18 protein-coding genes, 1 tRNA gene and 1 pseudogene are annotated in these 25,113 nt (G+C 53.9%); 6 read left to right on the forward strand and 14 right to left on the reverse strand.

What is annotated here, in order from left to right; genetic code table 11:
- Positions 1 to 64: 64 nt before the first annotated feature.
- Positions 65 to 139: transfer RNA gene (locus tag IPI58_01400), tRNA-Thr, on the forward strand.
- A gap of 331 nt (positions 140 to 470) precedes the next feature.
- On the opposite strand, the gene IPI58_01405 is transcribed toward IPI58_01400, so the two are convergent.
- Together IPI58_01405 and IPI58_01410 are read right to left on the reverse strand one after the other, a co-directional pair.
- Positions 471 to 725, reverse strand: a complete 255-nt coding sequence (locus IPI58_01405) for a hypothetical protein (protein ID QQR69366.1) — start codon at positions 723 to 725, stop codon at positions 471 to 473.
- A gap of 198 nt (positions 726 to 923) precedes the next feature.
- A pseudogene (locus tag IPI58_01410) lies at positions 924 to 2,007 on the reverse strand (IS3 family transposase).
- A 132-nt stretch (positions 2,008 to 2,139) separates the two neighbouring features.
- Here IPI58_01410 and IPI58_01415 point away from each other — a divergent pair.
- Positions 2,140 to 2,484 (forward strand): hypothetical protein, encoded by a 345-nt coding sequence (locus tag IPI58_01415; protein ID QQR69367.1) that lies wholly within the window; start codon positions 2,140 to 2,142, stop codon positions 2,482 to 2,484.
- 204 nt (positions 2,485 to 2,688) lie between these two features.
- Here the strand turns inward: IPI58_01415 and IPI58_01420 are convergent, their stop codons facing one another.
- The 9 genes from IPI58_01420 to IPI58_01460 form a co-directional block, all read right to left on the reverse strand.
- Entirely contained in the window at positions 2,689 to 5,178 is a 2,490-nt protein-coding gene (locus IPI58_01420) for a hypothetical protein (protein ID QQR69368.1), read from the reverse strand.
- On the reverse strand, positions 5,175 to 6,458 hold the full coding sequence (locus IPI58_01425; protein ID QQR69369.1) for a polysaccharide biosynthesis C-terminal domain-containing protein: 1,284 nt from the start codon (positions 6,456 to 6,458) through the stop codon (positions 5,175 to 5,177). Before IPI58_01425 ends, IPI58_01420 begins: the two co-directional genes overlap by 4 nt.
- Before the next feature lie 52 nt (positions 6,459 to 6,510).
- Entirely contained in the window at positions 6,511 to 8,427 is a 1,917-nt protein-coding gene (locus IPI58_01430; protein QQR69370.1) for a hypothetical protein, read from the reverse strand.
- 99 nt (positions 8,428 to 8,526) lie between these two features.
- The gene (locus IPI58_01435; protein QQR69371.1) at positions 8,527 to 9,297 is read right to left on the reverse strand and encodes a class I SAM-dependent methyltransferase; all 771 of its coding nucleotides are present in this window, start codon (positions 9,295 to 9,297) and stop codon (positions 8,527 to 8,529) included.
- Positions 9,298 to 9,404: 107 nt separating this feature from the next.
- On the reverse strand, positions 9,405 to 10,454 hold the full coding sequence (locus IPI58_01440; GenBank protein ID QQR69372.1) for a glycosyltransferase family 2 protein: 1,050 nt from the start codon (positions 10,452 to 10,454) through the stop codon (positions 9,405 to 9,407).
- 74 nt (positions 10,455 to 10,528) lie between these two features.
- Positions 10,529 to 11,833: a nucleotide sugar dehydrogenase gene (locus tag IPI58_01445; GenBank protein QQR69373.1), complete on the reverse strand. Its 1,305-nt coding sequence runs from the start codon at positions 11,831 to 11,833 to the stop codon at positions 10,529 to 10,531.
- Positions 11,834 to 11,955: 122 nt separating this feature from the next.
- Complete coding sequence (locus IPI58_01450) at positions 11,956 to 16,125, reverse strand: glycosyltransferase (protein QQR69374.1); 4,170 nt, start codon at positions 16,123 to 16,125, stop codon at positions 11,956 to 11,958.
- Entirely contained in the window at positions 16,122 to 16,658 is a 537-nt protein-coding gene (locus IPI58_01455; protein ID QQR69375.1) for a hypothetical protein, read from the reverse strand. Before IPI58_01455 ends, IPI58_01450 begins: the two co-directional genes overlap by 4 nt.
- A gap of 166 nt (positions 16,659 to 16,824) precedes the next feature.
- Entirely contained in the window at positions 16,825 to 18,939 is a 2,115-nt protein-coding gene (locus tag IPI58_01460; protein ID QQR69376.1) for a fused MFS/spermidine synthase, read from the reverse strand.
- Positions 18,940 to 19,210: 271 nt separating this feature from the next.
- On the opposite strand from IPI58_01460, the gene IPI58_01465 reads away from it, so the two are divergent.
- The 3 genes from IPI58_01465 (at position 19,211) to IPI58_01475 (ending at position 21,599) form a co-directional block, all read left to right on the forward strand.
- Entirely contained in the window at positions 19,211 to 19,579 is a 369-nt protein-coding gene (locus IPI58_01465; protein ID QQR69377.1) for a response regulator, read from the forward strand.
- Between the two features lie 89 nt (positions 19,580 to 19,668).
- Positions 19,669 to 20,772 carry a chemotaxis response regulator protein-glutamate methylesterase gene (locus IPI58_01470; protein ID QQR69994.1) on the forward strand — a complete coding sequence of 368 codons (1,104 nt, stop codon included), beginning with the start codon at positions 19,669 to 19,671 and terminating at the stop codon, positions 20,770 to 20,772.
- Positions 20,769 to 21,599 carry a protein-glutamate O-methyltransferase CheR gene (locus tag IPI58_01475; GenBank protein QQR69378.1) on the forward strand — a complete coding sequence of 277 codons (831 nt, stop codon included), beginning with the start codon at positions 20,769 to 20,771 and terminating at the stop codon, positions 21,597 to 21,599. The genes IPI58_01470 and IPI58_01475 overlap by 4 nt, the downstream gene beginning before the upstream one ends.
- Positions 21,600 to 21,607: 8 nt before the next feature.
- Here the strand turns inward: IPI58_01475 and IPI58_01480 are convergent, their stop codons facing one another.
- From IPI58_01480 to mreC, 3 genes are all read right to left on the reverse strand, one after another.
- Positions 21,608 to 22,456 (reverse strand): 23S rRNA (adenine(2030)-N(6))-methyltransferase RlmJ, encoded by an 849-nt coding sequence (locus IPI58_01480; GenBank protein QQR69379.1) that lies wholly within the window; start codon positions 22,454 to 22,456, stop codon positions 21,608 to 21,610.
- A complete protein-coding gene (mreD, locus tag IPI58_01485; GenBank protein ID QQR69380.1) occupies positions 22,453 to 22,914 on the reverse strand; it encodes a rod shape-determining protein MreD in 462 nt (153 codons plus the stop codon). The genes IPI58_01480 and mreD overlap by 4 nt, the downstream gene beginning before the upstream one ends.
- A 68-nt stretch (positions 22,915 to 22,982) precedes the next feature.
- Positions 22,983 to 23,900: a rod shape-determining protein MreC gene (gene mreC, locus IPI58_01490; GenBank protein QQR69381.1), complete on the reverse strand. Its 918-nt coding sequence runs from the start codon at positions 23,898 to 23,900 to the stop codon at positions 22,983 to 22,985.
- Positions 23,901 to 24,116: 216 nt separating this feature from the next.
- Here mreC and trxB point away from each other — a divergent pair, with 216 nt between their 5' ends.
- On the forward strand, positions 24,117 to 25,100 hold the full coding sequence (gene trxB / locus IPI58_01495) for a thioredoxin-disulfide reductase (protein ID QQR69382.1): 984 nt from the start codon (positions 24,117 to 24,119) through the stop codon (positions 25,098 to 25,100).
- Positions 25,101 to 25,113 lie beyond the last annotated feature (13 nt).

Genomic DNA, 25,113 nt, shown 5'->3' on the forward strand with positions numbered 1-25,113 from the left:
AAATCTATCAAAGCCATTGACATCTTGCTCTTGGCAAAGCAAAAGACAGACGTTGATCGACAACGCTGCTGTAGCTCAGGGGTAGAGCACGTCCTTGGTAAGGACGGGGTCGGAGGTTCGATTCCTCTCAGCAGCACCAGTTTTTCTTTTATGTTTCAAAGACTTACGCGCAATATTTTGGTGCCCAAATCGTTTATTTCTGCCCGATTTTTTCCGTGGAAGCATTTTGGAAGCAAGAGGGCGAAAGTCGCTTCCAATTTCTGACAAGTCATTCCGACAAAAAAATCCCATCCGATTGCGATCCAGGCTGATTTTTGCGTCGACAAAAAACTGCGAATCAATCGTATGGCCTGGGGGATGTTGTCCCACTCAAAAATCCCCCCAAAGTTTCACGGCCCGGCCCGATCTCGGTCATCGGATTTGCATACGTCAGTATGTTCTTGATATGTTCGTCATATTCGGATAGCTTTTTAACGCCTTTGGGTTGTGAGTTTCGTCTTTCGGTAAGAACCGCTCTCCATCAGATGGGGCGCTATCTCCAGCAATTCTGTGCCGAGGCGTGATTGCGTTGGACTAGAATCAGGGCGACAGGGCGAAGGTGTCGAGCTGAAAGCAATCTGACTATATATGGCATGTGAACGGCCATAATATTTTGCCCATTCGCGATCTCCGTATGAGAAGTGCCACCATTCTCCATCAAAAGGGGCAAAACCAACACTTGTCATCGCAATCCTGAGCAACTGTTGAGCTGCACCCCGTCGTTTAGACCAGCAAGTGGGGTAAATTAAGGTCCTTGGATTTACCCCTTTTTCTCATGCCGCTTTAGCCATTTCTGGTTGTAGCGGTTGTTGCGCCTGTGGAGATGTGGGCAACGCACTTGCGTTGTCCATCATATCCACAGGCGATTTTGGCGCAAGAGCGAAGTGAACGTGCTCCGGCGTCTGGTACGCCAGCGCCTGATGCGGGCGCTGGGTGTTGTAATACGCGATGTATTGGCCGAGGCTTGCACGCGCTTCCTCGATGGTCGCGTAGTCCTTCAGATAAACCTCCTCGTACTTGACGCTGCGCCAGAAACGCTCGGTGAAGATGTTGTCCTGATAGCTGGCGCGTCCGTCCATGCTGATGCGCGCGCCCGCCTCGCGCAAAGTCTCCGTGAACGCGAAGCTCGTGAACTGACTGCCTTGGTCGGTGTTAAAGATGGACGGCGTTCCTTTGGTCAAAGCCTCGCGCAACGCCTCGACACAGAAGTCACTTTCCATCGTCGCCGACAAACGCCAGCTGACGACATAGCGGCTGTACCAGTCGATCACCGCGATCAGATAGCAATGCCGACGCCCCAACCGGATGTAGGTGATGTCCGTCGCCCATACCTGATTAGGTCCCGTGATCGCCAGATTCTTTAGCAAATACGGGTAAATCGGATGCTTCGGATGCGGCTTGCTCGTGTTCGGCCTGGGGTAAATCGCCTGCAAGCCCAAAAGGCGCATCAGCCGCCGCACGCGCTTGTGATTGACGTCGCGCCCCTCGCGCTGCAACAGCTTCGTCAGTTTCCGATAGCCCAAAAACGGATGCGCCGTGTACATCTCGTCCAGCCGCCGCATCAGTCGCTCGCGGGCCGAGGCTCGTAATACACGCTGGCCCTGTTCAGCGACAGCAAATCGCATTGCCGCCGAACGCTCGTCTCCGGATTGGTTCTCTCAATCATGCTAAGGCGCTCCTTCCTCGTCAGCGCCCCAGTTTTCTGGACAAAAAATCCAGATCCATTTTCAACCTCCCGATTTGCTCGTACAGCGCCGCCTCGGGTTTTTCTTCCGCCTTCTTACGCCCGCGCCGCTGCGCAAACCTCTCGCCCATCGCCTCCAGCGCTTGGCTCTTCCATTCCTTGATCTGCGCCGGATGCACGCTGTGCTCCTGCGCAATCTGCGAAATCGGCGTGTCCCCAGCCAGCGCCGACAACACAACTTTCAGCTTCGTTTCCTTCGTGTGTTTCTTCCGTATCCCAGTCATGTCCGTTCCCTTTCCGTACTCAGTTAGGGACCTTATATCACTGGTCTAATTTTCGGGGGGCAGCTCACTAAGAGTACCAAGATATACGAGTCGATCATCTTCCCGCGCAGCGCGCAGCGTCAGCGTCTGGTGGTGGCCCATGAAGGTGGTCGTTTGAACCAGATCGGCGCGGTGATTGATCTTGACGGGCTGCCCGCACGCTCGGTGTCGCGCGAATACGCCACCATTCTTGAAATCCTGCTCAAACGATTTGGCCGCCCCGGCAACAGTTATGAGCAAGGCGAGTTTGTTGATCCTTTGACCGAAAATATCGCCCTGGGCAAATTTGCCCGTACGTTGGAATGGACCTTGCCTGATGGTGTGCTGCGTCTTGGGTTCCCTCAGCAGATCGATCAGAAACTCCGCCTGGAAGTTCAGAAAGCATCAAGCTTTGGCTCGCCTCGTGACACCTTGTGGGGCATGCCGGGCGTGAATTGATAGGCCTGCTTGTCTGATAAATTTTCTGGGCTATCTGGGTTGATGCCAGCGCCGACTAGATGCTGTGTGAGAAGTTTTTGGCAGGAAAGGGGCGGGTCGCGCTCCCTCAATCAGTCTGTAAAAAAGCTTGCCGCGTGATCGTGGGCCCGATGAGCCAGAGGCGTTGCATCTTCTGAAACGGTATCTTCATAGATCGCCGGAATGTTATTCAAGGCGTATAGATTTAACGCCAAGACCAAGGAGCCTTGTGTCGGCGTTGATGCCAAGATCTTTGGGCATTACCGCATCAGGAAAATCGAAATCTAGGCGCAGCTTATCTCCGGGATGGGCTTCAACTGGTAGTGTGATCTCCTGATCGTTATTGTCGATCGTGAACATAAATTCCTGCATTGGAGCACCATTAAGCGAAAAACGCACACGCTGTGAATGCAGCTTTGTAACCATGGCATGGGCAAACAACACCATGCGTTTGGGCGCGGGTTCATCGGGATTCAGCGTACATTCGAAATAGGCCTTGGGGCCATCCGACCAACGTCCGTGCCCCTCGGCTGTACTGAAGCCATCGATAAGTACAGATTTCCCTATGATTTGTGAAAAATCATTATTTCTTAGACAATGACCGGATGCGTAGGACTGTCCGCTAATTTCGTATAAATACCATTCCGATGTGTTGGTCCTATGCCTTGTCGGCAGGAACATGTTGGAGGAATGCATTGTGTTGTGTATCCCATTCCTATGTAGATGTTCCCCGTTTGTGAAGAATGAATTTGAAAAGACGAGTTTTTTGACGAGATGCACCCCCCCTTCTTCTGCGGGGGTTGGTGATATGTAATAGAGTTTTCCTCCCATTTTTTTTGTCATCTCGTGTAATTGTTCGATTACCTGTTCCTCATGTGGCATGTCTGCGCGGCTCTGCGAATAAAGGAATACTTTAACTCCGTAATAGAGTCGTAAGGGCGTGAGTGGCACGGAGTTCATAGCTATCGTGAACAGGATGTCGTTATCAGATACGGCCTTTGCGATTTCTTGGGCAAAGGCTGGGGCCTCATCTTCCTGTTTTCCATATTGCAGGGCGGTATAGATGGAGAAGTATGTCAGCATGATTCCTATGCCTGCTAACGCGTACCATTTCTTATGGTTAGTGATGAAACTCACGAGAATGGCGGCGCATAGAATGAGGCTGATTGGTACCATCTCTCCCGATAAGTAGCGGCCATAATAATACAGATAAGGGATACTTGGTTGGAGAAGGACAACCATCCATGCGAGGGAAAAGAATATCACAAATAATTGTGTTGCTCCATTCCATCTCAAATTTGAAAGAGGCGTAATACATAACAACAAAAGGCCCAACGGGCTGATAAGCAGCATCAGGCGATAGAGGACATGGTAGCGGATAATCCATGGGTCTTGATCTGGCGAGATGGCGCTAAAAAACAAGAAAGGATGAAGAATGCCCGTTTGATATAAGGCTATGATTGACGGGATTGACAGCAAGAGAGCGCAGGGTATGGCCCATGGCGCAAATCGTTGTGTGATGATGCTGACTTGGTAAGCCAAATGATCTCCTGGTCGCGTTCCCTTTGGCTTTCGCCAGACTACCAGAACAACCAGAACGCCCAACGCCACTCCGGCAGCGGCAATCGCCACCAGAATTTGTGGTTTTGCCATTAGATTCAGGTGATTCATGATTGTCGTGAATAGAAGGTTTTGGTAAAAATAATAAAAAATGATGCTGACGGCGAATGCCAGTAATAAAGACAAGAGATACCCAGCGATCATAATACGTTGACGCACAGCCCATAAGGGCAGCAGGCACGCAACACCAAGCGCGGCCATAAACGGAATATGCATGATGAATTGGGGACGTGTATAAAGCAAAGCGTTAAAGCAAAGAAAAGAGATCAAGAGAAACAGAGTTTGCTGACGAGGCGGTTTCGCGCGCCAGCCACGCAGTAGGAACAGATAGCCGTTAATGGTGAAGGCGAAGGCGACCATCTCGCTTGCTGGGAATTTTGAAAAGAAAGCCAAAGCCGGATTGATGGCCAGGAATGCCATAGCCAGTAGGGCGGCGTGACGGTTTTCGAATACCTCTCGAGTTAAAAAGTAACCGCCTGCCAAGTAAAAAATGGAGAACATCAGTAAGGATAAAGTGTGGTTGCCTTCCCCAAGAAGAAAACCAGAAATTGCCATCCATGCGGGATGCAAAGGGTAGAAAACGACGCTCAACAAGGACTTCTCAGGATTAACCAAGGTAACCCCGGCCAAAGGAGACAAATCATATATATGTTTTAATTCTTCCGAGAGCATGTTCCGAAGGGGATCGACGAAGAACAGACTCTTATCATGCAGCAGCATCTTGGACATATTTGTATAAAGGCCCTGGTCTTGTCCGCCCATCAGATGGGGATAGATATCTATGCGGGCAAGGAGTGCGACGACGATGATGGCCAGAACGATAAATATGAATCGTCTCTCTTGGTTTTCTAAACTTAAACGGGGCATGTAAATCTGCACATTACATACATGTAATGTGGCCATGCAGAGTAGGGCGGTCGTCCCCAAGATCAAAGGCACATCGAAATAGGACAGCGCGATAAGAACCATGGCTATTGCGCTGGCGATTCCCGTGGCCAGGATGGCCAAGCTATGTAAATCGATGGAGGTCGGCGGTATAGGTTTGGTGGTGCTCATAGGCGAAATCCCAGTCGGCGGCGGACAAGCCAGACAAGATAAGGAACGAATAACACCTGGGAAATGGCGGTGCCCACCGCTGCTCCCATGGCTCCGAACCAGGGAATCAAGACCAGATTCCCAACCAGATTGGTCACGACAATCAGACCCGTTAACAAGGACTGTGACCCTGGATGGCCCCCTTGCTGAAGCATTCCTCCAAAAGGAATATAGCCGGAAGCGAGGATAATGCCGATCGCAAGGACCGCAAATACGGGCCAACTTTCGCTGTAGTCCGCTTGGTGCGTGATCCATTCAAGAACCCATGGGAAAAGCAGAATGGCAATTCCTCCGATACCAATCATCCCCAAATATCCCATGCGCTTACCTGTCGATACCAGATGGTGCAGGGCATCCCACTGTTTGGTGTGGTAGAGCCTGGCAATCATGGGATCGAAATTCAGCCGTAAGGTCGTATTGAGTAGGAATAAGCCTTCGGCGAAAACACTGGCCAGGCTGTAGATGCCCACCGCCCTGTCATCCGCCATTAACCCCAGGACTAGTATATCGATTCGGGTATTCAGGTCCGCCAACATGCCACCGGCCACGCCCTTGGCACCAAATCTCAGATGTTTGCGTGACCAATCGCGGAATTCATTGATACTCAGGCGGCGCAAATGCGGCAGACACGCCAGCATCAGCATGGCGAATAGCAAAGATTCGGACACGGCAAGGCACAAGGGAAAATAGGCACCCGGTACGTGTTTGATATGCATGGCGGACAGAATAAACAGCATCAGGACATAGCGCCCCGCATTGCCAATGGCGTAAAGCCACATGCGCCGTCGTGCGTTCAGATAGGTCAAAAGAACCTTGTTAAGTGGAAAGAAGAAGATTCCTATCGCCGCCGCGTTCAATCCCACGGCCACCGCTGGGCTATTCAACAATTGGCTGATGGAATCGCGTAGTGACCATAACAAAATGGCTGTGGCCGCTGCACAAGCTGCGACAGTCCATAGGGCAGAAGACAAGGCTGCGCTGATTTCAGCATGAGAATCTTCGATCTTTGAGACATGGTAGAGAACGGAGTAATGGATAGCAAACGCCGCCAGTTGGCCGGATAGCATGAAAATGGCTAGAACTTGATTAAACGCTCCCAAAATCTCTGGGGGGTAATGGCGTGCAATCAGCAGATTGATCAGGACACCGCAGATGCCAACGACAGCAAAGCCGACCAGGTTCGAGACGACGCCCTGGCTTATTTGACCGTGACCGCTGAGATGTCTGAACAATCGCCGCACATCGGTTCCTTGGGGGTTGCCTGGCCGATCTTATCCGGCCTCGGTGGTAAGACTAGCGTAACTTCTGTGTGTTGTTGATGACCGATAACGCCGCATCCAGGTTAAAACCGACCAATTGGGCGTATTCACGCATAGATTCGAAGCGAGGTTGATTGTCTCGTGCGATGGCCTTCATGGCCTCGTCGCGGGTGATCAGTCCCGCGCGGATTTGGTTGCTACGGAAGGTGTCGTGTTCGCTAAAGCCCGCAATGCTATGGTAGATGTAGTTGTAGAAAGATGCCGTGCCGTCGCCGATGCGCCATGTGCTGGATGCATCGGGAGAGCTTTCCCAGCCGTATTCATCGCGCAGGGTCTTGGCGATGGTTTGCTCGTTCCAATCCAGATAGCTGTAAAGATAAATCATGTCCTCGCGGCCGATATAGGTCGAATAAAAACCGAACAGTGTGTCTGCCAATGACCGGTTCAAATAGGCCGGGTTCAGGGCGATATTCTTGGCGTAATAGGCCAGCATTTTGAGCTTACCTGCCAGATCCAGGCCCAGCATGTTATTGTCGCTTCGGTCCTGCACGCCACAAAATCCAGTCTTGAATCGTGTCAGCTCTAGATTGTTGCCTGCGCAAAAGATAACCAGCGGCGCTTTCGTCTGCCGTGCGACTTGGCTGGCAAAATAGAAGAACTGCTTGTCGCCCGCCATGAACAGCGGGATCATCCCCAGCTCTGGCCGTTTCAACCACGCTTCGATGTTCAGGCGGATATTGCGGCGCTTGTTGATGATATCGGCGGATCGGATGATATGCTCGACGCCCAGTTTGCCACATACGCGGGCGCAATTGCGCCTGGCCTCGTCGGTGACCATGGCCCAGTCATAGGTATAGGCAACGGGGTTCATGCCCATTTCATGCTTCAAGACATGCAGGCCATAACAGCTATCACGCCCGCCGCTGAGCGCGACGACGCAATCGGGGCTGCCATCGCGGCTACGCAAGGGAGCCAGCCTCCGCTCCAAAGCTTCACGGTCAAAGGGACGTGTATGCGCGGGTTCACGGCAAAAGTTACACACGCCTTCCGAGTCGAAGCTGATATAGGGGAAAGTGTGAGGCAGAACGCATTTCGTGCATCGTCGCAATTCACGGGTACGGGGCGATTCATCACTGATGGTCGCAGACGAGGAATGTGCCTGGCCTGTTTCCTTCTCCGCCTGGGTAAGGACAAAGAGTTCCGCATGGCTGTCTTGGATGTCGATCAGCTGCCCATAGCCTGGCTTCAGTTGCTTTTCCGTACAGCTCAGTCGATGGTCAACAAGGGCAGGGTGACGCAGCAATTGGCGGATGAAGTAACCCTCCGACGCAAAGACAAAGAATTTATCTTGCGGCGCATGGGCGTAATAAAGCGAACCGACATTGGTGGCCAGGCCCAATTTGTCCTCGGCGTCGAAGTGAAAGGCGATGGATGCCTCGCCCTCTAACTGCGCATATGTCCGACCGATGGCCGCCGGGAGGCTCCCTGTGGCGGCGTATTCTTTTTCAACCAGGCGGTAAAGAACCTCGGTATCGACCTCGAATCGGCGGGTCAGGTCGGGGTGCCGCGCCCACAAAGCCGCATCATTGACGATAATGCCGTTATGAACGCCGACGATGTGATCGGTCACGACAGGTTGATTGTTGTCCTCAAGCCCCTGACTACCATTGGTGACCAGGCGGGAATGGCCGATGATGGCGATTGCTTCGCCAGGGCGGCGGTCACTCAGACACGACTCAAAATAGGCCTGGTATTCTGGGCTTCTTAGCATCTGCGAGGCCGGAATCGATCTCTTGAAATAACGGATACGTCCACCGCAACGAATAGCAATTCCAGCCGCCTCTTTGCCGCGATGCTGCGACAGACGAAATAGCCTTTGCGTCAGCGCGTCGATGGCTTCGTTGGATAGCGCGTTGCCCTGACCCAGCACAATTCCGAATATGCCACACATATTCTACCCCCTTTTTCACCGAAGCCGTTTGCCGCCGCGCACTCTATTAGCATCTTCCCATATTGCCCACCATTTTTCCTGCTCTTAAGGCAAGAAATGTCATGGCTTCTTGAAGATTTCCAGCATCGCGTCCGATGGGAAGATGCGTAACAACGGTACCAACATCATGGATGCTGCCCATGAGGCAATCGCCGCAGGTTTCGAGATGGACTTGTCATAGCAAATCCGATTCCACAGCGCCTTGGGCGAGACGGCCTGCAATTCGTGGCTTGCGGCAGGCACAAACCCAGCAGATGCCGTCATCCGTGTCAGTTGGCTGCGATTGAAGTAGCTGATATGTGGGGACGGGAAGGGTTTTTGCCACATGCGGTCGCGCGGCCCATGCACGCCCAGTACAGAGGCCAGCGCGGCGGCGCGAAAGAACAACCCATCCGCCGACGGAACCTTGACGACCAGCAATCCGCCCGATCTTAGGCGAGCAAAGCTCTCTTGCACGGCCATGCGCGGATTGGGCAGATGTTCTAGGGAATCGTTCCAGCTGATGATATCGAATGTCTCACCCTGCGGCACGGCGTCGGGGAAGAAGCCGTTCCAGATGGTGGCGACGCGGCGCGCCTCGGGTTCGACGACATCCGCGTCAGGCTCCACGCCAAAGCATGCATGGCCGCGCTTGGCGGCCGCCTCCAAAAACCAACCATGGGCGCATCCGACATCCAATAAACGTTTGCCCGTTGCAGGTGTCAGTTTGGCGATGTGGTCAAGGGTCAGATCGAAATTAAAGCGCCGTAATTCGCCAAGTGCCTCGCGCCGTATGTCTTCGGCCACGGCATCGGAATCGGGCTGTCCAATACGAATAGGCAGGCTGGACATCAAGAATCCGCACCCCGTACATTTCTTGATCCAGTCGGTGGCAGTTGGATTTAGTGATGATCCACATACGGGACAAGCAGGGATATCTTGGCTGGACATCACGTCTCCTAATCTATCGAAGGGGCCGACTTTGGGGGATCTTGCCGCCGCGCCAGTGACCCTTGTTTGCGCAAGAGGTAAAGAATGCGGTCTTGGTTACAGCGCACTTTGTCTAACATGTCGGCGACGATGCCGACCATGACGAACAGCATGGCCAGGATCATCAGGAAGGCCGAAAGGGAGCCAGCGAAATAATAGCCCTTGAATTCGCCGGTCAAAAGAAAACGCCCGGCAAACAGGGCCCCAAAGGCCAATGACGGAACGGCGAAGGCCAATGCGATGCCCAAGAAAAAGCGTAAGGGGAAATAGTCGCGATACGACCGAAAAATGATCGTGGCGGTATTCATCGCGTATTTAAGAATGCTACTGGCCACACGCGATTTCCGATCGCCGAAGTAACGCACGATCACCGGCACTTCCATGATGCGGATATTCTTGGCGGCGAAGTCCAAAAAGGTTTCTTGGGTATAGGTGAAGGCACCGTGCAGATTGATTTGCAGCAACGCTTCTCTTCCATAGCAACGAAATCCGCATGACACGTCCGCGAATTTCTTGCGGACCAACCGACTGATCAGCCAAGACATCATGTGATTGCCCATCAGCTTGACGCGCGGCATGTCAGGGGTTAGGTCGCGGTCCTTGAAACGCGACGCGGTGACCATATCTGCCTTACCTTCAAGTACTGGGGGCACCAATTTGTGAATATCTTGCGGATCAAACTGGCCATCGCCGTCAATATTGATCATCACGTCATAGCTATGATCAACGGCAAAGACCACGGCGGATTGAAAGGCAGCACCCACGCCACGATTCACTCCATGGCTATGCACCATGGCACCGGCAAGCCGCGCTTTTTCGGCGGTGTCATCGGTCGAACCGTCGTCCACAACAAGAATATCAATGCGTCCAATGCCGACGATGGAAGTCGGTATCTGACCAATGACCTTGGCGATGGTTTCTGCCTCGTTCAAACAGGGGATGGCGACCAGAAGCGTCTTGCCCTCTGTAAACGGGGAAGCCATGAGTAGATCGGTGGAAGCCGTAACGACGCTATCCATCAGCATGTTTCCGAATGTCGGGTATGGTCGAAAACGATGGGCATACGGACCTCGTTATGTAAATCGCGCAAGGGTCATGCCTTGACGATGTGGGGTGCGGGTTCCAGATAGACGCCGCGCGTATCCACGATCAACGGCGCATGGGCGCGGATCATGGCGTAGTCGAAGGCGTCGTGGTTCGTGGCAACCAGGACGACATCGTACGCGGCCACCGATTCGGGAGTCAGCGCAACGCTGTTCAGATCAAAGCTGTGTTCGCGCATCTTGGGGAAGCTGGGCAGATAGGGGTCGCTGTAAGAAACTTCAGCTCCCTTGGCGCGCAGCAATTCCATGATCTTGACCGAGGGCGATTCCCGCATGTCGTCGATGTTCTTTTTATAGGCGATGCCCAGCACCAGAACCTTGCTGCCGCGAATAGATTTTTGACGATCATTCAGCGCGTCCGCGACCTTGTGCATGACCCATTCGGGCATGGCGCAATTGACCTCGCCCGCCAATTCGATAAAGCGGGTGTGCAAACCGTATTCGCGCGCCTTCCAGGTAAGATAGAAGGGATCAATGGGGATGCAGTGTCCGCCCCAGCCCGGTCCGGGGTAATAGGCCACAAAGCCAAAGGGCTTGGTGGCGGCGGCGCGGATGACTTCATGAATATCAATGCCCATGCGGTCGGCGATGATCTTCATCTCGTTGACCAGGCCAATATTGACAGCACGATGGATGTTTTCCAGCAATTTGGTCAGTTCGGCGGCGCGTGTGGAGCTGACGGGCACCACTTTATCGATGACCTGACGATACAGCGCGATCCCCGCCTCTAGGCAGGCCGGTGTGCTGCCGCCGCAGACTTTGGGAATGGTGCGTGTGCAAAAATGGGGATTGCCGGGATCTTCGCGCTCGGGAGAGAAGACCAGAAAAATATCTGTTCCCACCCGCAAGCCGCGCGATTCCACGCGCGGACGGATTTCCTCTTCCGTCGTGCCGGGATAGGTGGTGCTTTCCAGGGCCACGATCTGACCGGAACGCAGCCAGGGCACCAATTGCTCGGTGGTGTTTAGGACAAAGCTTAGATCAGGCTCGCGTTGCTTATCCAGCGGCGTGGGCACGCACATGATCAGCGCGTCCGCCTCGGCTGCACGGGCGAAATCACAGCTTGGCTCAAACCCCGATGCGCGCGCCTTGGCCACGGATTCATCGGAAATATGCCCGATATAGCTTTCGCCGCGTGTGAGCTTGGCAATTTTATCTGCATCAATGTCAAAGCCGATGACGCGATACCCGGCCTCTATGAAGCTCAGCATCAACGGCAATCCAACATACCCCAACCCGACAACACCTATGATGGCGGTTTTTTTATCCAGTTTGGCGATCAGTGTGTCTTTCATTATCGCTTCCATTATCGCGTCTCCGATGGGGTGCGGCCCAATTTATAGGTGAGAAATAAAGGTCAAACAAGGGGCTGGAACGGTTCCGCTTTCATCTAAAAACCGACTACCAGGCAAGTATTTCAAGATTCGGGTGCAATATCGGTACGCTCCAGGACGTATCCGATAACTCCACCTATGACCGCATGATCCACCTCGAGACGGAAGGTCATGTTCTGCACATTCTGGGTTAACACGATATGTTCCTGCGGCTGCCAATGCCCCACAAAGGACGGCAACGCGCTTTGCCAAAGGATCACATCCGCGCTTTCGCCGCAGAGCAGGGATATCTTGGCATTGGCGTTCTCAGGAACATCAAGATGACCTTGCACGCGAAGTCGCCAGGTTCCAACCGAAATGGAGCGCGGATCGGCGGATAGCAGAACACCGTCCTTGCCAGTGGTCATCATACACTGGCCTTTCCGTTGACCTATCACTGTTCGTAAAGAAGGATCGCCCACATACTGACATAGGCGCAGCCCAGGGTGCCAGTGATATAGCCAAGGCCCTTCCATCAGCAATTTTTTAAGGTTATGGGCGCTTTCCTTCCATGTAAGCCAGGGGATGCCTTCAGGCTTGGGATGATGGTTCTGGCGGTGCAGTTTGAACCATTCGCGCACAGTTCGGGCCAACCCCTCGCCCGATTCGCCATCAAAATAATAAGCGTGTTCACCGGCGACTTCACGAAAAACCGGCAGATCACGCGTGATAATAGGCTTACCGTGCCGTGCGGCTTCAATCAAAGGCAGGCCAAAGCCTTCACCTTCAGAACAGATCAAAGCAGCCGTGGCCAGGTGATAGCAAGCCAGCAACAGATTATCGCTGGCAGCCTTCATCCAAAATAGGCGTTTGTTTATCTCGGGATGATTCTGAAGGCGCTGAATTAACTCATCAACCATCCAACCCGGCTTGCCGACTATAACCAATTTGGCGTTTGAGCCTTCCTTCCAAAGAATGTCAAAGGCGTCCAGGGCTTGTCGGTGACCTTTGCGCGGCTCCACCGTTCCTACCATCAGAATGATATCGTCATCCGTGGCGATGCCTTTGACCAAAGCATCGTCCTCTGTCGTCAATTTGTTTGTCACGCCCAGCGTTTCAATATCCGCGCCCAGGTGGAAATAGCCCAGCTTGAGGTCGCGGCATGGCGCATCGGGCATCCCATCAATCCAGTCGCGGATTTCGTTCGCAACAGAACGAGAGATCGCGACCAGTCCCGTGCTTATTTTTGCCAGACGGTTCAGCCATTCTTTAAATAAGGCTCCCTCATCCTGGAACATAAAACAATCCGGGCGGCGAACCGGCAGAAGATCATAGACCACAAAAGAGATATCCATGCCTCGCTGCGCATGATAGCTCAACCAACGCCAGGATTGCTCAACCATCAACATATCGAGATCGAGGCCCAGGAAATGGTCGCCAGGATTTACATCGACCGGTTCGTTTTCTAACCCTGGATTTTCAATTCCCAGCATGCCGCAGGTGAAGTGTCGCGCATAACGGTAAATGCCGCCATCTCGATAGACGGTTTCAATTCGCCATCCTGGGGGGGGGCTTTCCAATAAATGCATCAGGATGCATCGCACGACGCGTTGAATGCCGCTCTTCGAGTCGCGTTGGACCAGTTCGGAAATGTCGATCAGCAGTTGATGGGTCAGTGACAAGGAATGGTTTTGTGCAATGCAGATGGCTGCAGCCTTGATGTCGATATCTTGTAACGCGTTACTACTATGTGCTATTTCCTGCGCCAATTCGTTCATCACCCGATGACGCTGGATGATCGGATGCTTTCGTGCGAAGCCTTCAATGGCTTCGTAATACATCGCGCCGATATGCGCCGGTGAAAAAGTCTGACGCGCATAGCAGGCTGCCTTCTCGCCAATATCCATACGTTTTTGGGGGTCTTTGTAGAGCGTCTCAATTGCGTGAGAAAGCTGGGTGGTCGTGAAATCGTCAGGAATTTTGTAAACGACCGTGCCGGGCAGATCATGGGCCGTCCCTTGGGCATTCACGATCAAAGGGAGTCCATTGACCAAGCAATCGACTATGGCGACCGAGGCATCGCCATAGGAACCGCGGTGCAGTTGGATGGCCACATCGGCCACAGCCATATAATCCCTATAGGCTTCTTCATCCACATGGCCTGTCATGATGACGCGACTCTGCGTTTCGTCCATCATGCGAAGGCGTTGGTTTATCTTCGACCAATAAGCACTGTCTACGCATTCACCGACGAAAATCAACGTGCATTCCGGGTTGGCCGCCAAAGACGAAGACAACCAGGCATCAAGCAATTCTTCATTCATCTTATTTGAATTCATGAATCCGAAACAGCAGGCCACAAAAATGTGTTCAGGAACCCGCAGCCAGGACCGTGCATTTGCGCGCGAGGCCGGCAAGGGAACACGACGCAACATGGGAATATGAGTCAAAAGTTTACCGACATCCAAGCCATACCATTGCTGTGCTAGGCCGATGGAGTATTCCGAGTGAAAGATTATGCCCTGAGCCAGTTTGAGGATGCCAATGTTGCAAGGGAAGGCCCACGCCGCCTTTTCCGATTGACCGTTCGATGCCTGTTTCAGCGCAAGATAGCCATGCGCGTGGAACAGAGCCAGCCGGAATCTTGATGTCCTATGCCCACCGGATTCAAGAAGATACAATAGGTCGCTGATAAAAAAATCATGCAGCACGACCGTACCCGGATAACGTTCTAGCAAAGCCAACATATGGGCATGGAATTCCGAAGTGCCGAAGTGATACAAAATTCTGTCATATTGGTGAGCATTGCGCGAAAACGTGTCGATGCTAACCAAAGGAAAATGGTTAGCGAGGCGAGGGTGGCTGATGTCCTTTAGATCAGTAATCAGGTCGATATCGTAGTCCGCTAACAGCTCAGGCAGCAGATCGGCGCTGTAATCCGCGACGCTGGATTGCTGAGGAGGTAGAGGCGAAATATAGGCTAAACGCAAGCGTCTCTTTGTCTGCGGTTTTTCTGCTGGACCGATTGATCGGATAGCCACAGGAGCCTGGCGGCGATCATGAACCTCTTGCATGGCCTCTAGACTAATACGGGCGCTTTCCTTCCAAGAGAATTTGCGCGCTTGTCGTGTTCCTGATTCCAATATAGCCGTTCGAAATCCTTCGTCCGTCAGGGCGCGCTGCATGGTACCGGTGATAGACGGAACAGAATAGGGATCAAAAGTGGCTTCGGGCAGGGCAATGATCTCGGGAATGCTGCTGGTGTTCGATGCGATCACTGGCGCGTTGCATCTCATGGCCTCCAGCACGGGAAGGCCAAAACCCTCATGCAGAGAAGGCAGCACAAACAGGCGACACAAGGTGTACATTCCCACAAGGTCGGCATCGCTGATATAGCCGGTAATGACCATGTCGTGCGGTCCCAGGCCGTGTTTGGCGGCCAGGGCCGTCAACCTGCGCCGGTCGTCGTCACTCATAGCGCATACCAGCGCCAATTGGTATGAGCGGCGTAATTTACCCGGCAAAGCCGCGAAAGCTTTGATCAGGGCATCCAGATTCTTGCGCGGGTCAACACCCCCCGTATACATCACAAAGGGGCGTTCCAATCCCATGCGATAGCACAAAGAGGTTTCTTGGTCTGATGACAGTTTTTTGGCCACGAATTGGGGGTCCACATCGCCCATGATGGCCACCACGCGCTCTGGTGCGATCTTTAAGCGATCTATGGCTTCACGACGCGAATGCTCGGATATAGCCAACAGCAGATCGGCATGACGCAGCATGTCCAATTTGCGCAGATACCAGGCCTTCATCACTGGATTGTCCAGATACGACTCGGGATGCGCCATGGGGATAAGGTCGTACAGAGTCGCCGCTTGACCGTAAGAAGATTGCGGCGATAGCGATGTCACGCAATCATCAACAAAGCCTTCGAATAAGCTGCTGACATGAACCATGTCGGCACCCAGATCGGCCAGAAAGGACTGACGCAATTTCTCGGCCATCCTTACCCTGGCCATGGTGGGCGAATCGCATTCGCGTATGGGAACCGGTGTTGAGAAGCAATGCCAAGCTTCTTTAGGTAATAAGTCGTCCAATGCGGCCTTTGCCCATTCCAGATCCTCGAACATGTTTAGATTCAAGACGGCCTCGACGGATATATTGTCTTTGGCCTGTAAGATCATCGCGCGCGATAATGCGCGCGCATAACGTCCGATCCCGCGCATGCGCGAAGACGCATTTTGAAGCGACTGAAGGTCCAAAAGAAGTTTCATAGACCAGACTGCCAGGAATCTCTATGCGACACGGCATCTATCCGCTGACGCAGGCTCTGATAAACTTCCTGTGCGTTGGGCGTCATAAGATTGACAGCGAACTGCGTAGCGGTTTTGGGAATTCCCTGCTTGCTGTGTTGAACGGGATCGGTCGCGCGAGTCATGAAATCGAAGATACGGTAAGTCGCCAGCAGCGAACGGATTGCTCTTCCTACCAGTCTGCCTGGCCATGAATATCGCCAAGAGCGGCTCTTGTAAAAAGCATTTATAAGAATGCTCATGTGCAATAGTTGGCGGTCGCGTTCTTCAAGTTTTGCATGCAAAATCGATAGCTGGCGCTTTCTGAATTGCAATTCACTGCGCAGCTGAATCATCTCACACACATCTGCGGCGAGCAGAACATTCTCCCGTTTCGTAGTTTCCAGATCATGACTTAGCTGCAACACTCTTTGTTGCAACGGATTGGATTTTTTCGTCCATGTATCGAGATACGAGGGGATATCATCTCCCCCATCCTTTCGGATCGGCCTCACGCATCTCTCCTCAATGTCGCATATTCGTTCAAAGGATATCGCGAGTTTTGTACTGTTTATGGATATGTAAGGCTCGCATAATATCCCGCCTGATTCGTCCAATATTTAGACCGGAAACGCCATTCGTTTCAAGCCGCGGAACCGATTGGCATAACTGAGACTGTATCTATTTCCGATTTAATGACATCAATGTTGGCAATAGAGGCGCATAATCATCACTCCATGGTCGTTCTTGGGAAGAAAATCCTATCTCCTTCCAGCCTCGTTCTCGTAGCGGCTGTAATTGCGAAAAATCGTCGCTCAGCGCCACCCAAATCGATTCGTTCATCAGTGGATGCGTTTTTTTGAGGCTCGATCCCAGAACAATGCTCATGCCCAATTGCTTGGCCACGGTCGCAATTGGAGGTCCAAGCTTAAAATAACGATTCGATATATGAACCACGATCATGCCATTCGGAGCTAAACGCTGCCGATAAACCGAAAAAGCTTCCTGTGTCAGCAAATGAACCGGGATCGCGTCAGATGAGAACGCATCCAGGATGATGAGGTCGTGCTGGGTGTCTGTGGCCAATTCGAGTAGTTTGCGTCCATCACCGATCTTCACTTCCGCTGGGCCACAATTCCGGAAATTGCTGAACCACTGGCGAGCCACGGTTTCAACGGCAGGATCAATTTCATAATAGGTAAAATGACGGCCTGGTGCCGTGTAGCAAGCGAGGCCGCCTGCGCCAAGGCCGATGATGCCAATATCATGGGCATTTTGTAAGACATCGAACACGTCACCGACAGGACCGCTGCGGTGATAATAGCTGATGGGCTCATGTTCATATTCGGCGGTCAGGCCTTGGGTGCCGTGCAAGGTGGTGCCGTGGAGCAGTTCGCGCACGGGGATGCCCTTGATCTGCTTGTCTTCCACACGCATCACACCAAAGAAATTACGTTCAATATGAAGTGCAACACGTTGTGGTACGACGGATATTGTCAGTAGCACAACCAGCAGACAGGTGATACTCCATCGTCGGCGGTGCTGCGAGAGACATAAGGTAAAATTCATCACCACGGTGAGGGCCAGGGTACCCGCAATCAAAGCCCCCATGAATCTTTGATTTTGCTCACCAAGAAACGCCCAGGCAGCGGCTCCCAAAGACAGAGGGATCAGTGCCAAGCCAAAAATAACGGCGCTTTTCTTGGTTCCTTCGTTGTCATACCCAGGATGCATGGCGCAGGCCAAAGCCAGGATAATCGGATATTCGATCGGCAAAGGGAAAAGTATGGGAGCCAGAAACGCATTAAAACTGCCACCCAAAGCACCACCCAGAGCGAGATAAAAATAGAACAATGTCAGATGCTTGGCATCGGGGTGCTCTTGAGCCAGCAGGCGGTGGCACATCAATGCCGTTGAGGCAAAAGCGGCCAATTGCCAGGGGACAGCCCACCATCCCGGTGCCATGCCGCCACTGAACAGAAACAACAACCAGAATTGCAAAGCGGCAAAGAAAGGCTGTTCGATGAATTGCATTCCATCATGCGTCTGAATTTTCTTACCAAAGGCCAGAACGAAGGTCAGTAGATATAGGGCCAAAGGCATGACCCACAGAAGCGGGAAGGATCCCACATCCGTCGTGATGGATGATGTCACTCCTAGCATCAAGCTGGATGGCAAAAATGCCAGCCACAGCCAGCGTAACTTGGTCGTCAAAGGAATGGCGTCTTGCTTATACCGTATCGTCGGAGATTGGTGGAGCGCTTCGCACGTGTCTTTGCCTTGGCGTAACGACAATCCGAGGCATGAAGCGACGAGGAGAATCAAGGCGGCATATCCCCAGCCCCATCCTGCCGATTGATTGGAAAGTCCAATCATGTTCTCGATCACCAGAGGATAGATCAGCAGGCCTGTGAAGCTGCCCAAGTTGCTGGCGGCAAACAAGAAATACGGGTCCGCTTGTGTCGTTTGGGCGTATAGGCGCTGTAACGTGGCGCTAAGCGTTGACATGACGACAAAAGGTAAGCCGAACGCCGCTGCCAAGGCAGTCACCACGGCCAGAGCGGGTGTCCGGGTCAATTCCTCCACCCAGCCTTTTGGCACAGTAGGCGGCATCAGCAACAATCCGGCGGCCAATAGCCCCAGGATTACGGCAGCCTGTCCGCGCGGCGAGGTAAGTGTGGATAATCCCCATGCCAGAGCATAGCCAGCCAGCAACGCCATCTGAAAGAAAGCCATGGCCGTCAGCCATGTGGCCGGAGAACCGCCCAACATCGGTAGCAGAATGCGTCCCGCCATCGGCTGCACAGCAAAGAGCAGAGCGGCAGATGTAAACAGCGTTAGAGAGAATGCTAAACAGGCCGCAATCGGCGATCTAGTAACGTGCGATGGCATGTTTCACACCTATCCTGCAACAAATAAGGTTGTCCAAACTTAGCGTCAGACGCCAACCGTGCCTTATCATTATCGGAACTGGTTAAGGAAATCTTCGTGAATGAAGCGCAGTGTTTTTGAAACGTGATCAATGTGATCACAAGCATTGGATTGACTGAACGGTGGGGCAGATTCCGTGGCCAATACCTGTCTACTCGTCGACGATAGCCGCGTCATCCGCAAGGTGGCACGCAAAATCCTAGAGTCGATGTCCTTCGCCTGCGAAGAGGCCGAAAACGGTCAGCTGGCACTGGATGCCTGTAAGCTCGGCATGCCGATGTGCATCTTGCTGGATTGGAACATGCCGGTCATGAACGGACTAGAATTCCTGGTGGCTTTGCGTCAGTTGCCCGAAGGCGCTACGCCCAAGGTCATATTCTGCACGACCGAGAACGACCTGGAAAAAATTCAAGCCGCCCTGACGGCAGGGGCGGACGAATACATCATGAAGCCGTTCGATGGCGAGATTCTGCATGACAAATTGACACAACTTGGATTGCTCTAAGGAGGTTCGATACGGTGGCTGATCCTTTGAACTCACCCCCATCTTCCGGCGCTCAAGTCAAAACGCCCAGCGGCCAGCCACTACGCGTGATGGTGGTGGATGATTCCGTGGTCGTGCGCGGCATGTTGGCGCGCGCCCTTGAGAATGATCCCGGCATCACGGTTGTCGCATCGGTGGGCAACGGGCAGATCGCTGTTTCAACCTTGCAGCATGAACCGGTGGACGTGATTGTCCTGGATGTAGAAATGCCGGTGATGGATGGTCTGACGGCAATTCCTTTGCTGCTCAAGGTGATGCCATCGGTCAAGATCATCATGGCGTCCACATTGACCCAGCGCAATGCCGAGATCAGCATTCGCGCTCTTGAGGCGGGGGCCACCGATTATATCGCCAAGCCCCAAGCTACGCGAGATATGGGCAGCACCAGCATCTTTCGTCAAGAATTCGTGACCAAGGTCCGGGCGCTGGGCGATGCCGCTCGGCGGGGCAAGTCACATATTGATGCCATGTCAGGTGTTCGCGAACGCGCGGCTCCTGCGCCCAGGGAAGTTGTCAAACCGGTTATCACCTTGCGTTCGATGCCCGTTATCCCTCAGCGGCCCGATGCCATTGCGATCGGCAGCTCGACAGGCGGGCCGCAGGCTTTGATGAAAGTTCTGGAACGCTTGGCTCATAACGGGCCACCTTTGACCCAACCCGTGCTGATGACTCAGCACATGCCCGCCACCTTCACCTCGATCCTGGCCGAACATATCAGCCGTCAATGCGGCATTCCCTGCACTGAGGCTAAGGAAGGCGAGATCATCCAAGGCGGACATTTCTATGTGGCTCCCGGCGACAATCACATGACGATTGATCGTGATCTTGCCCGTAATCAAATATGTGTGCGCCTGAACAAGGACGCGCCCGAAAACTTCTGCCGTCCCTCGGTGGATCCGATGTTGCGCAGCATGACCAAGATCTATGGGCGCAAGTTGCTGACTGTCATCTTGACGGGTATGGGCAGTGATGGCTGCAAAGGATGTGAGTCCGTGGTGGCCGAAGGCGGAATCGTGCTGGCGCAAGATGAGGCCAGCAGCGTTGTTTGGGGTATGCCGGGTGCCGTAGCCGTGGCGGGGCTGTGTACGGCCATTTTGCCTTTAGACCAGATTGCCGATTCCATCCGTCGCTTGGCGACAGGGGGGGCGGGATGAAGGTCGAAGACTTCGACTGGATTGCCAATCTTGTGCGCCAGCGTTCGGGCGTTGTCCTGACGCGCGACAAGGCTTATTTGGTCGAATCGCGCCTGGTTCCCGTGGCGCGTCGCAACAACATGCCAAGCATTGACGAGCTGAGCCAGCGTCTGCGTGACAGGCGTGAAGAAAGTCTGATCCATCAGGTTCTGGACGCCATGATGACCAACGAGTCGTTCTTCTTCCGCGACCAGAAGCCGTTTGACATTTTTCGTCAGATTCTGTTGCCCAAATTCATGGAAGCCCGCGCCGCCAAAAAGCAAATACGCATCTGGTCGGCGGCGGCTTCAAGCGGACAAGAGGCTTATTCTCTGGCGATCTTATTGTCCGAGGAAAGAGCGCGGCTGGCCGATTGGAAGATCGAGATTGTTGGAACCGATATTTCATCGGAAATCCTTGAACGCGCGCGCAGCGGCACCTATACGCAATTCGAGGTCCAGCGCGGACTGCCGATCACGATGTTGGTCAAATATTTCACCAAGAGCGGCGATAAATGGCAGGTCGCGCCCAAGATCCGCGAGATGGTCAGCTTTCAAGAATTGAATCTTTTGGGCGAGTTCGGCCCTATCGGCACGTTTGATGTCGTCTTCTGCCGCAATGTGCTGATTTATTTTGATCAGCCCACAAAATCGCGCGTGTTGGACAGCATCGTCAAGGTGATGCAGCCCGATGGGGCGCTATTTTTGGGCGGTGCCGAGACCGTGCTGGGCATCACCAACCGCTTTAAGCCGTTAAGCGACGAGAACCGCAACGTCTATATGCCGGCCACCACGACGCGACCGGTTTAGGCTGGCATCTACGCTTCCGCGCGCAGCGTTGTCACATGGCTGGCACTGGTATCTTCGCTGAACCTCTCGTTCAGCAAAGGTAGAACTTCATCTGACAATGTTTGCGCCAAAGACCATGGCGCGTTGATGAACAAAAGGCCGGAACCGTTCAGGCGGTCGATGCGGTCGGGACTGTGCGTGAAATGCTCGGCCACCAAAATCGGGCGTTTGGGCGCCAGCTCCATCGCTTTCTCGTGAAAACTCCAGGCGGCCATGCGATCCTTGATCGGATACCAAACCATATATATTCCGTGACCAAAGCGGCGCAGAGCTTGGGACAGGCCGCGCAGAATATTCTCCCATTCATCCGCCGCCTCAAAAGGCGGATCGATCATCACCAACCCTCGGCGTTGCGGCGGAGGCAGGCAAGAGGCAAGGGCGGCATAACCGTCTTGCTCCAATACCCGCACACGGCGGTCATGCCCCATGCATTCGCGCAAATGGGCGGCTTCTTGGGGATGTTTTTCGATGGCGATCAACTGGTCGTTTGCACGCAGCATGCCCCGGATCAAGCTGGGCGAGCCGGGATAGTGGCGCAAAGCATCCTGGCCGCCATTCGCGGCCTTAAGGCCTTGCAGATAGGAGTCGAAAGAGGCGGGCAGGGGGCCGGACGAGATCAAGCGCAACACGCCGGATTCGGCATCAGCACTGCGCTGGGCTTGGGAACTTTCCAGGTCGTAAAGCCCAGCTCCGGCATGCGTGTCTAAAACCAGAAATGGCGCGTCTTTACGGGCCAGGCAAGACAAGACAAGGCACAAAGCGACATGTTTAAAGACATCCGCCGTGCTGCCGGCATGAAAGCCATGACGGTAGTTCATGATCCGCCGAAGAAGCGTTTCAGCCGATACAGGATCACCGCGATCAACGGGAAAAGAATGATGGCCAGGGCGGCTTGCACCACGACAGGTGCCAATGGAGGCAAAGAACCACCATCGGCGGCAGGTGTCACTGCCGCCGCAATAAGCCAGGACAACGCGGCAATAGCGATGCATGTCAGCGAAAAGCCGCGCCACAGCGCCATGAAGCTCTCCGTGACGTTCCACATGTGCGCAGCCATCAGGGCAGCCTGACGGGTTATCACAAATCCCAAGGCACCCAGCCCCAAAGGCCCCCCGCTGATGAGATCGTGCAGCACGCCGCACAACAAGGCGCCCCATAAGGGCATCAACAACGGTGCCAGCGCCGACCAGAAGAACAGGCTCATCATGGCCAATGGAGGGGCAATGGATCCCATGCCCGGGATATGCAGCGCAAGTCCGCCAAGAGGGGTCAACATCAATGTAATGACCAACGGATAAGAACGCCGAACCCCCCGGTCCAGCGCGTCAAGGAATCCCCCGATCATCAGGGCATACCGGAGGATTTGGCAGGCGCGCCGTTGTTGGGCGGCGGCGATGCCGTTTTAAGTCCCGCCAATAAGGTATTCGTCGTGCGGAAATCCACCAAACGCAGAACATCCAGCCGATCAAGTCCAGCCGTCAGGGAAATCTGAACACGATTGCCCTTCACATCAGCCACCACGCCAACGACCAAATCCGCCGGGAAAATGCCGCCCTGGCCTGAGGTCACCACGCGGTCCCCCGGCTTGGCCTCAAAATCCGTGGGCAAATAAATCAATGAGGGACGTGCGCTACCATCACCGGCCAGGATGGCCTGTACACGGGCACTGCCCACCGTAACCGGCAGGCGCGATATAGAATCCGTCAGCAACAGAATGCGAGAAGACCAAGTCCCGGACTCGATGACGCGCCCGGCCACGCCATCGCCGCTCATGGCCACCAACCCGGTACGGACGCCGTCGCGCTCGCCTGCCGTCACAATCACGCTGCGACGAAAAGGTCCGCCAGGATCCGAGATGACGCGCGCGGAAATAAAGCTGACCGATGGGTCGGGCTTAAAGTTCATCAGGCCACGCAGCGAGGCATTCTCAGCCTGCAGATTCAAGGCCAATTGCTGCCATTGCTTTAGATGCTCAACTTCCGCCCTTAGGCGTTCGTTATCGCTGTATATCTGTGAGGCATGCTCCAGCCCAAGAAGGCCCTGATTCATGGTGTCCACCGGACGCGACAGCGCATCCAACAGAGGAGCGAAGGCATCCATGGTGCGTGTACGCGCACGACTGACGGTATCGGGATGGGCCTGCCCATAAAATAGCATGCCGACAGCGATCAGCACGGCTGCCGTGAACGACATGCGCTGTGTAAATTCTCTATTATTGCCAATCAGCCAGGCCATCGCCATGGTCTGACGCCAGTCGCGCATGCTTTGCCCATCCTGCTGAATCAAGAGACCGAACCGATATTTTTTCTACGCCGATTTGCGGTCGTCTTCAACCACCGAATTGGGAAAAACTTGCCCCATGTGGTCTTTCCGACAACATGCCCCAGCCTTCGGCTTTTCCCTTGGGCGCAGGATATGCTAAGCCTGAGCGCGACTCGACTCGCATCGCCCTGCTGGCATAAAGGATCCAAGGCCGCCATGACCACACCCATCCCTACCACGCAAACCGCGCAGATTCTGATTATCGGGGCGGGACCGGCAGGCTATACGGCCGCGATCTATGCCGCGCGCGCCAATCGTCAACCCGTTGTTTTGCAAGGAATGCAGCCCGGCGGTCAGTTGACCATCACCAGCGATGTCGAAAATTTTCCCGGTTTTGCCGAGCCTGTGCAAGGTCCCTGGTTAATGGAGCAAATGTCAGCCCAGGCGGCACATGTTGGCACCAAATTGGAGGCAGATACCGCCTCACGGGTTGATTTTAATCAATATCCTTTTGTTATTGAAACGGATAGTGGCGTCACATGGCATGCCCATGTGGTGATCATCTGCACGGGCGCTCAGGCACGCTGGCTGAACGTGGCAGGTGAGCAGGAGTTTCGTGGCTATGGCGTATCGGCTTGCGCCACATGTGACGGTTTCTTCTTTCGCGGTAAGGATGTGGCTGTGGTCGGCGGGGGAAATTCTGCGCTGGAGGAGGCTTTATTCCTCACCAATTTTGCCAAAACGGTGACACTGGTTCACCGACGCGATTCTTTCCGGGGCGAGAAGGTGCTGCATCAGCGCGTGATGAATCATCCCAAGATTCGCGTGCGTTGGAACAGCGTGGTGGACGAGGTATTGGGCACCATCCAGGGCTCTTTGCGCAGCGTGACCGGCTTACGCCTGAAGGACACGGTGACGGGCGCGCTGAGCGACATGCCCGCCGATGGGGTATTCGTGGCCATTGGTCACGATCCAGCCACCGCCTTGTTTCATGGACAGGTGCAGACAGACAAAGAAGGCTATATCCTGACCAAACCGGATTCGACGGCGACCAATATTCCCGGCGTTTTCGCCGCCGGCGATGTGAAAGATCGGGTATTCCGCCAAGCGGTGACGGCGGCGGGTATGGGATGCATGGCGGCTTTGGAGGCCGAACACTTCCTGGCCATGCGGGAAAGCGATTCGTCTGCGGCAGTCTGATCGAGGAAAGAAA

The organism is Alphaproteobacteria bacterium, assembly GCA_016699305.1.
GTDB lineage: Bacteria > Pseudomonadota > Alphaproteobacteria.

Bases quoted from the DNA above. Each gene is read 5' to 3' on its own strand.
- IPI58_01405 (QQR69366.1), bottom strand. From the start codon at position 725: ATGACAAGTGTTGGTTTTGCCCCTTTTGATGGAGAATGGTGGCACTTC.
- IPI58_01420 (QQR69368.1), bottom strand. From the start codon at position 5,178: ATGAGCACCACCAAACCTATACCGCCGACCTCCATCGATTTACATAGC.
- IPI58_01430 (QQR69370.1), bottom strand. From the start codon at position 8,427: ATGTGTGGCATATTCGGAATTGTGCTGGGTCAGGGCAACGCGCTATCC.
- IPI58_01435 (QQR69371.1), bottom strand. From the start codon at position 9,297: ATGTCCAGCCTGCCTATTCGTATTGGACAGCCCGATTCCGATGCCGTG.
- IPI58_01440 (QQR69372.1), bottom strand. From the start codon at position 10,454: ATGGATAGCGTCGTTACGGCTTCCACCGATCTACTCATGGCTTCCCCG.
- IPI58_01445 (QQR69373.1), bottom strand. From the start codon at position 11,833: ATGAAAGACACACTGATCGCCAAACTGGATAAAAAAACCGCCATCATA.
- IPI58_01450 (QQR69374.1), bottom strand. From the start codon at position 16,125: ATGAAACTTCTTTTGGACCTTCAGTCGCTTCAAAATGCGTCTTCGCGC.
- IPI58_01460 (QQR69376.1), bottom strand. From the start codon at position 18,939: ATGGCGGGACGCATTCTGCTACCGATGTTGGGCGGTTCTCCGGCCACA.
- IPI58_01470 (QQR69994.1), top strand. From the start codon at position 19,669: ATGGTGGTGGATGATTCCGTGGTCGTGCGCGGCATGTTGGCGCGCGCC.
- IPI58_01475 (QQR69378.1), top strand. From the start codon at position 20,769: ATGAAGGTCGAAGACTTCGACTGGATTGCCAATCTTGTGCGCCAGCGT.
- IPI58_01480 (QQR69379.1), bottom strand. From the start codon at position 22,456: ATGAACTACCGTCATGGCTTTCATGCCGGCAGCACGGCGGATGTCTTT.
- mreD (QQR69380.1), bottom strand. From the start codon at position 22,914: ATGTTGACCCCTCTTGGCGGACTTGCGCTGCATATCCCGGGCATGGGA.
- mreC (QQR69381.1), bottom strand. From the start codon at position 23,900: ATGCGCGACTGGCGTCAGACCATGGCGATGGCCTGGCTGATTGGCAAT.
- trxB (QQR69382.1), top strand. From the start codon at position 24,117: ATGACCACACCCATCCCTACCACGCAAACCGCGCAGATTCTGATTATC.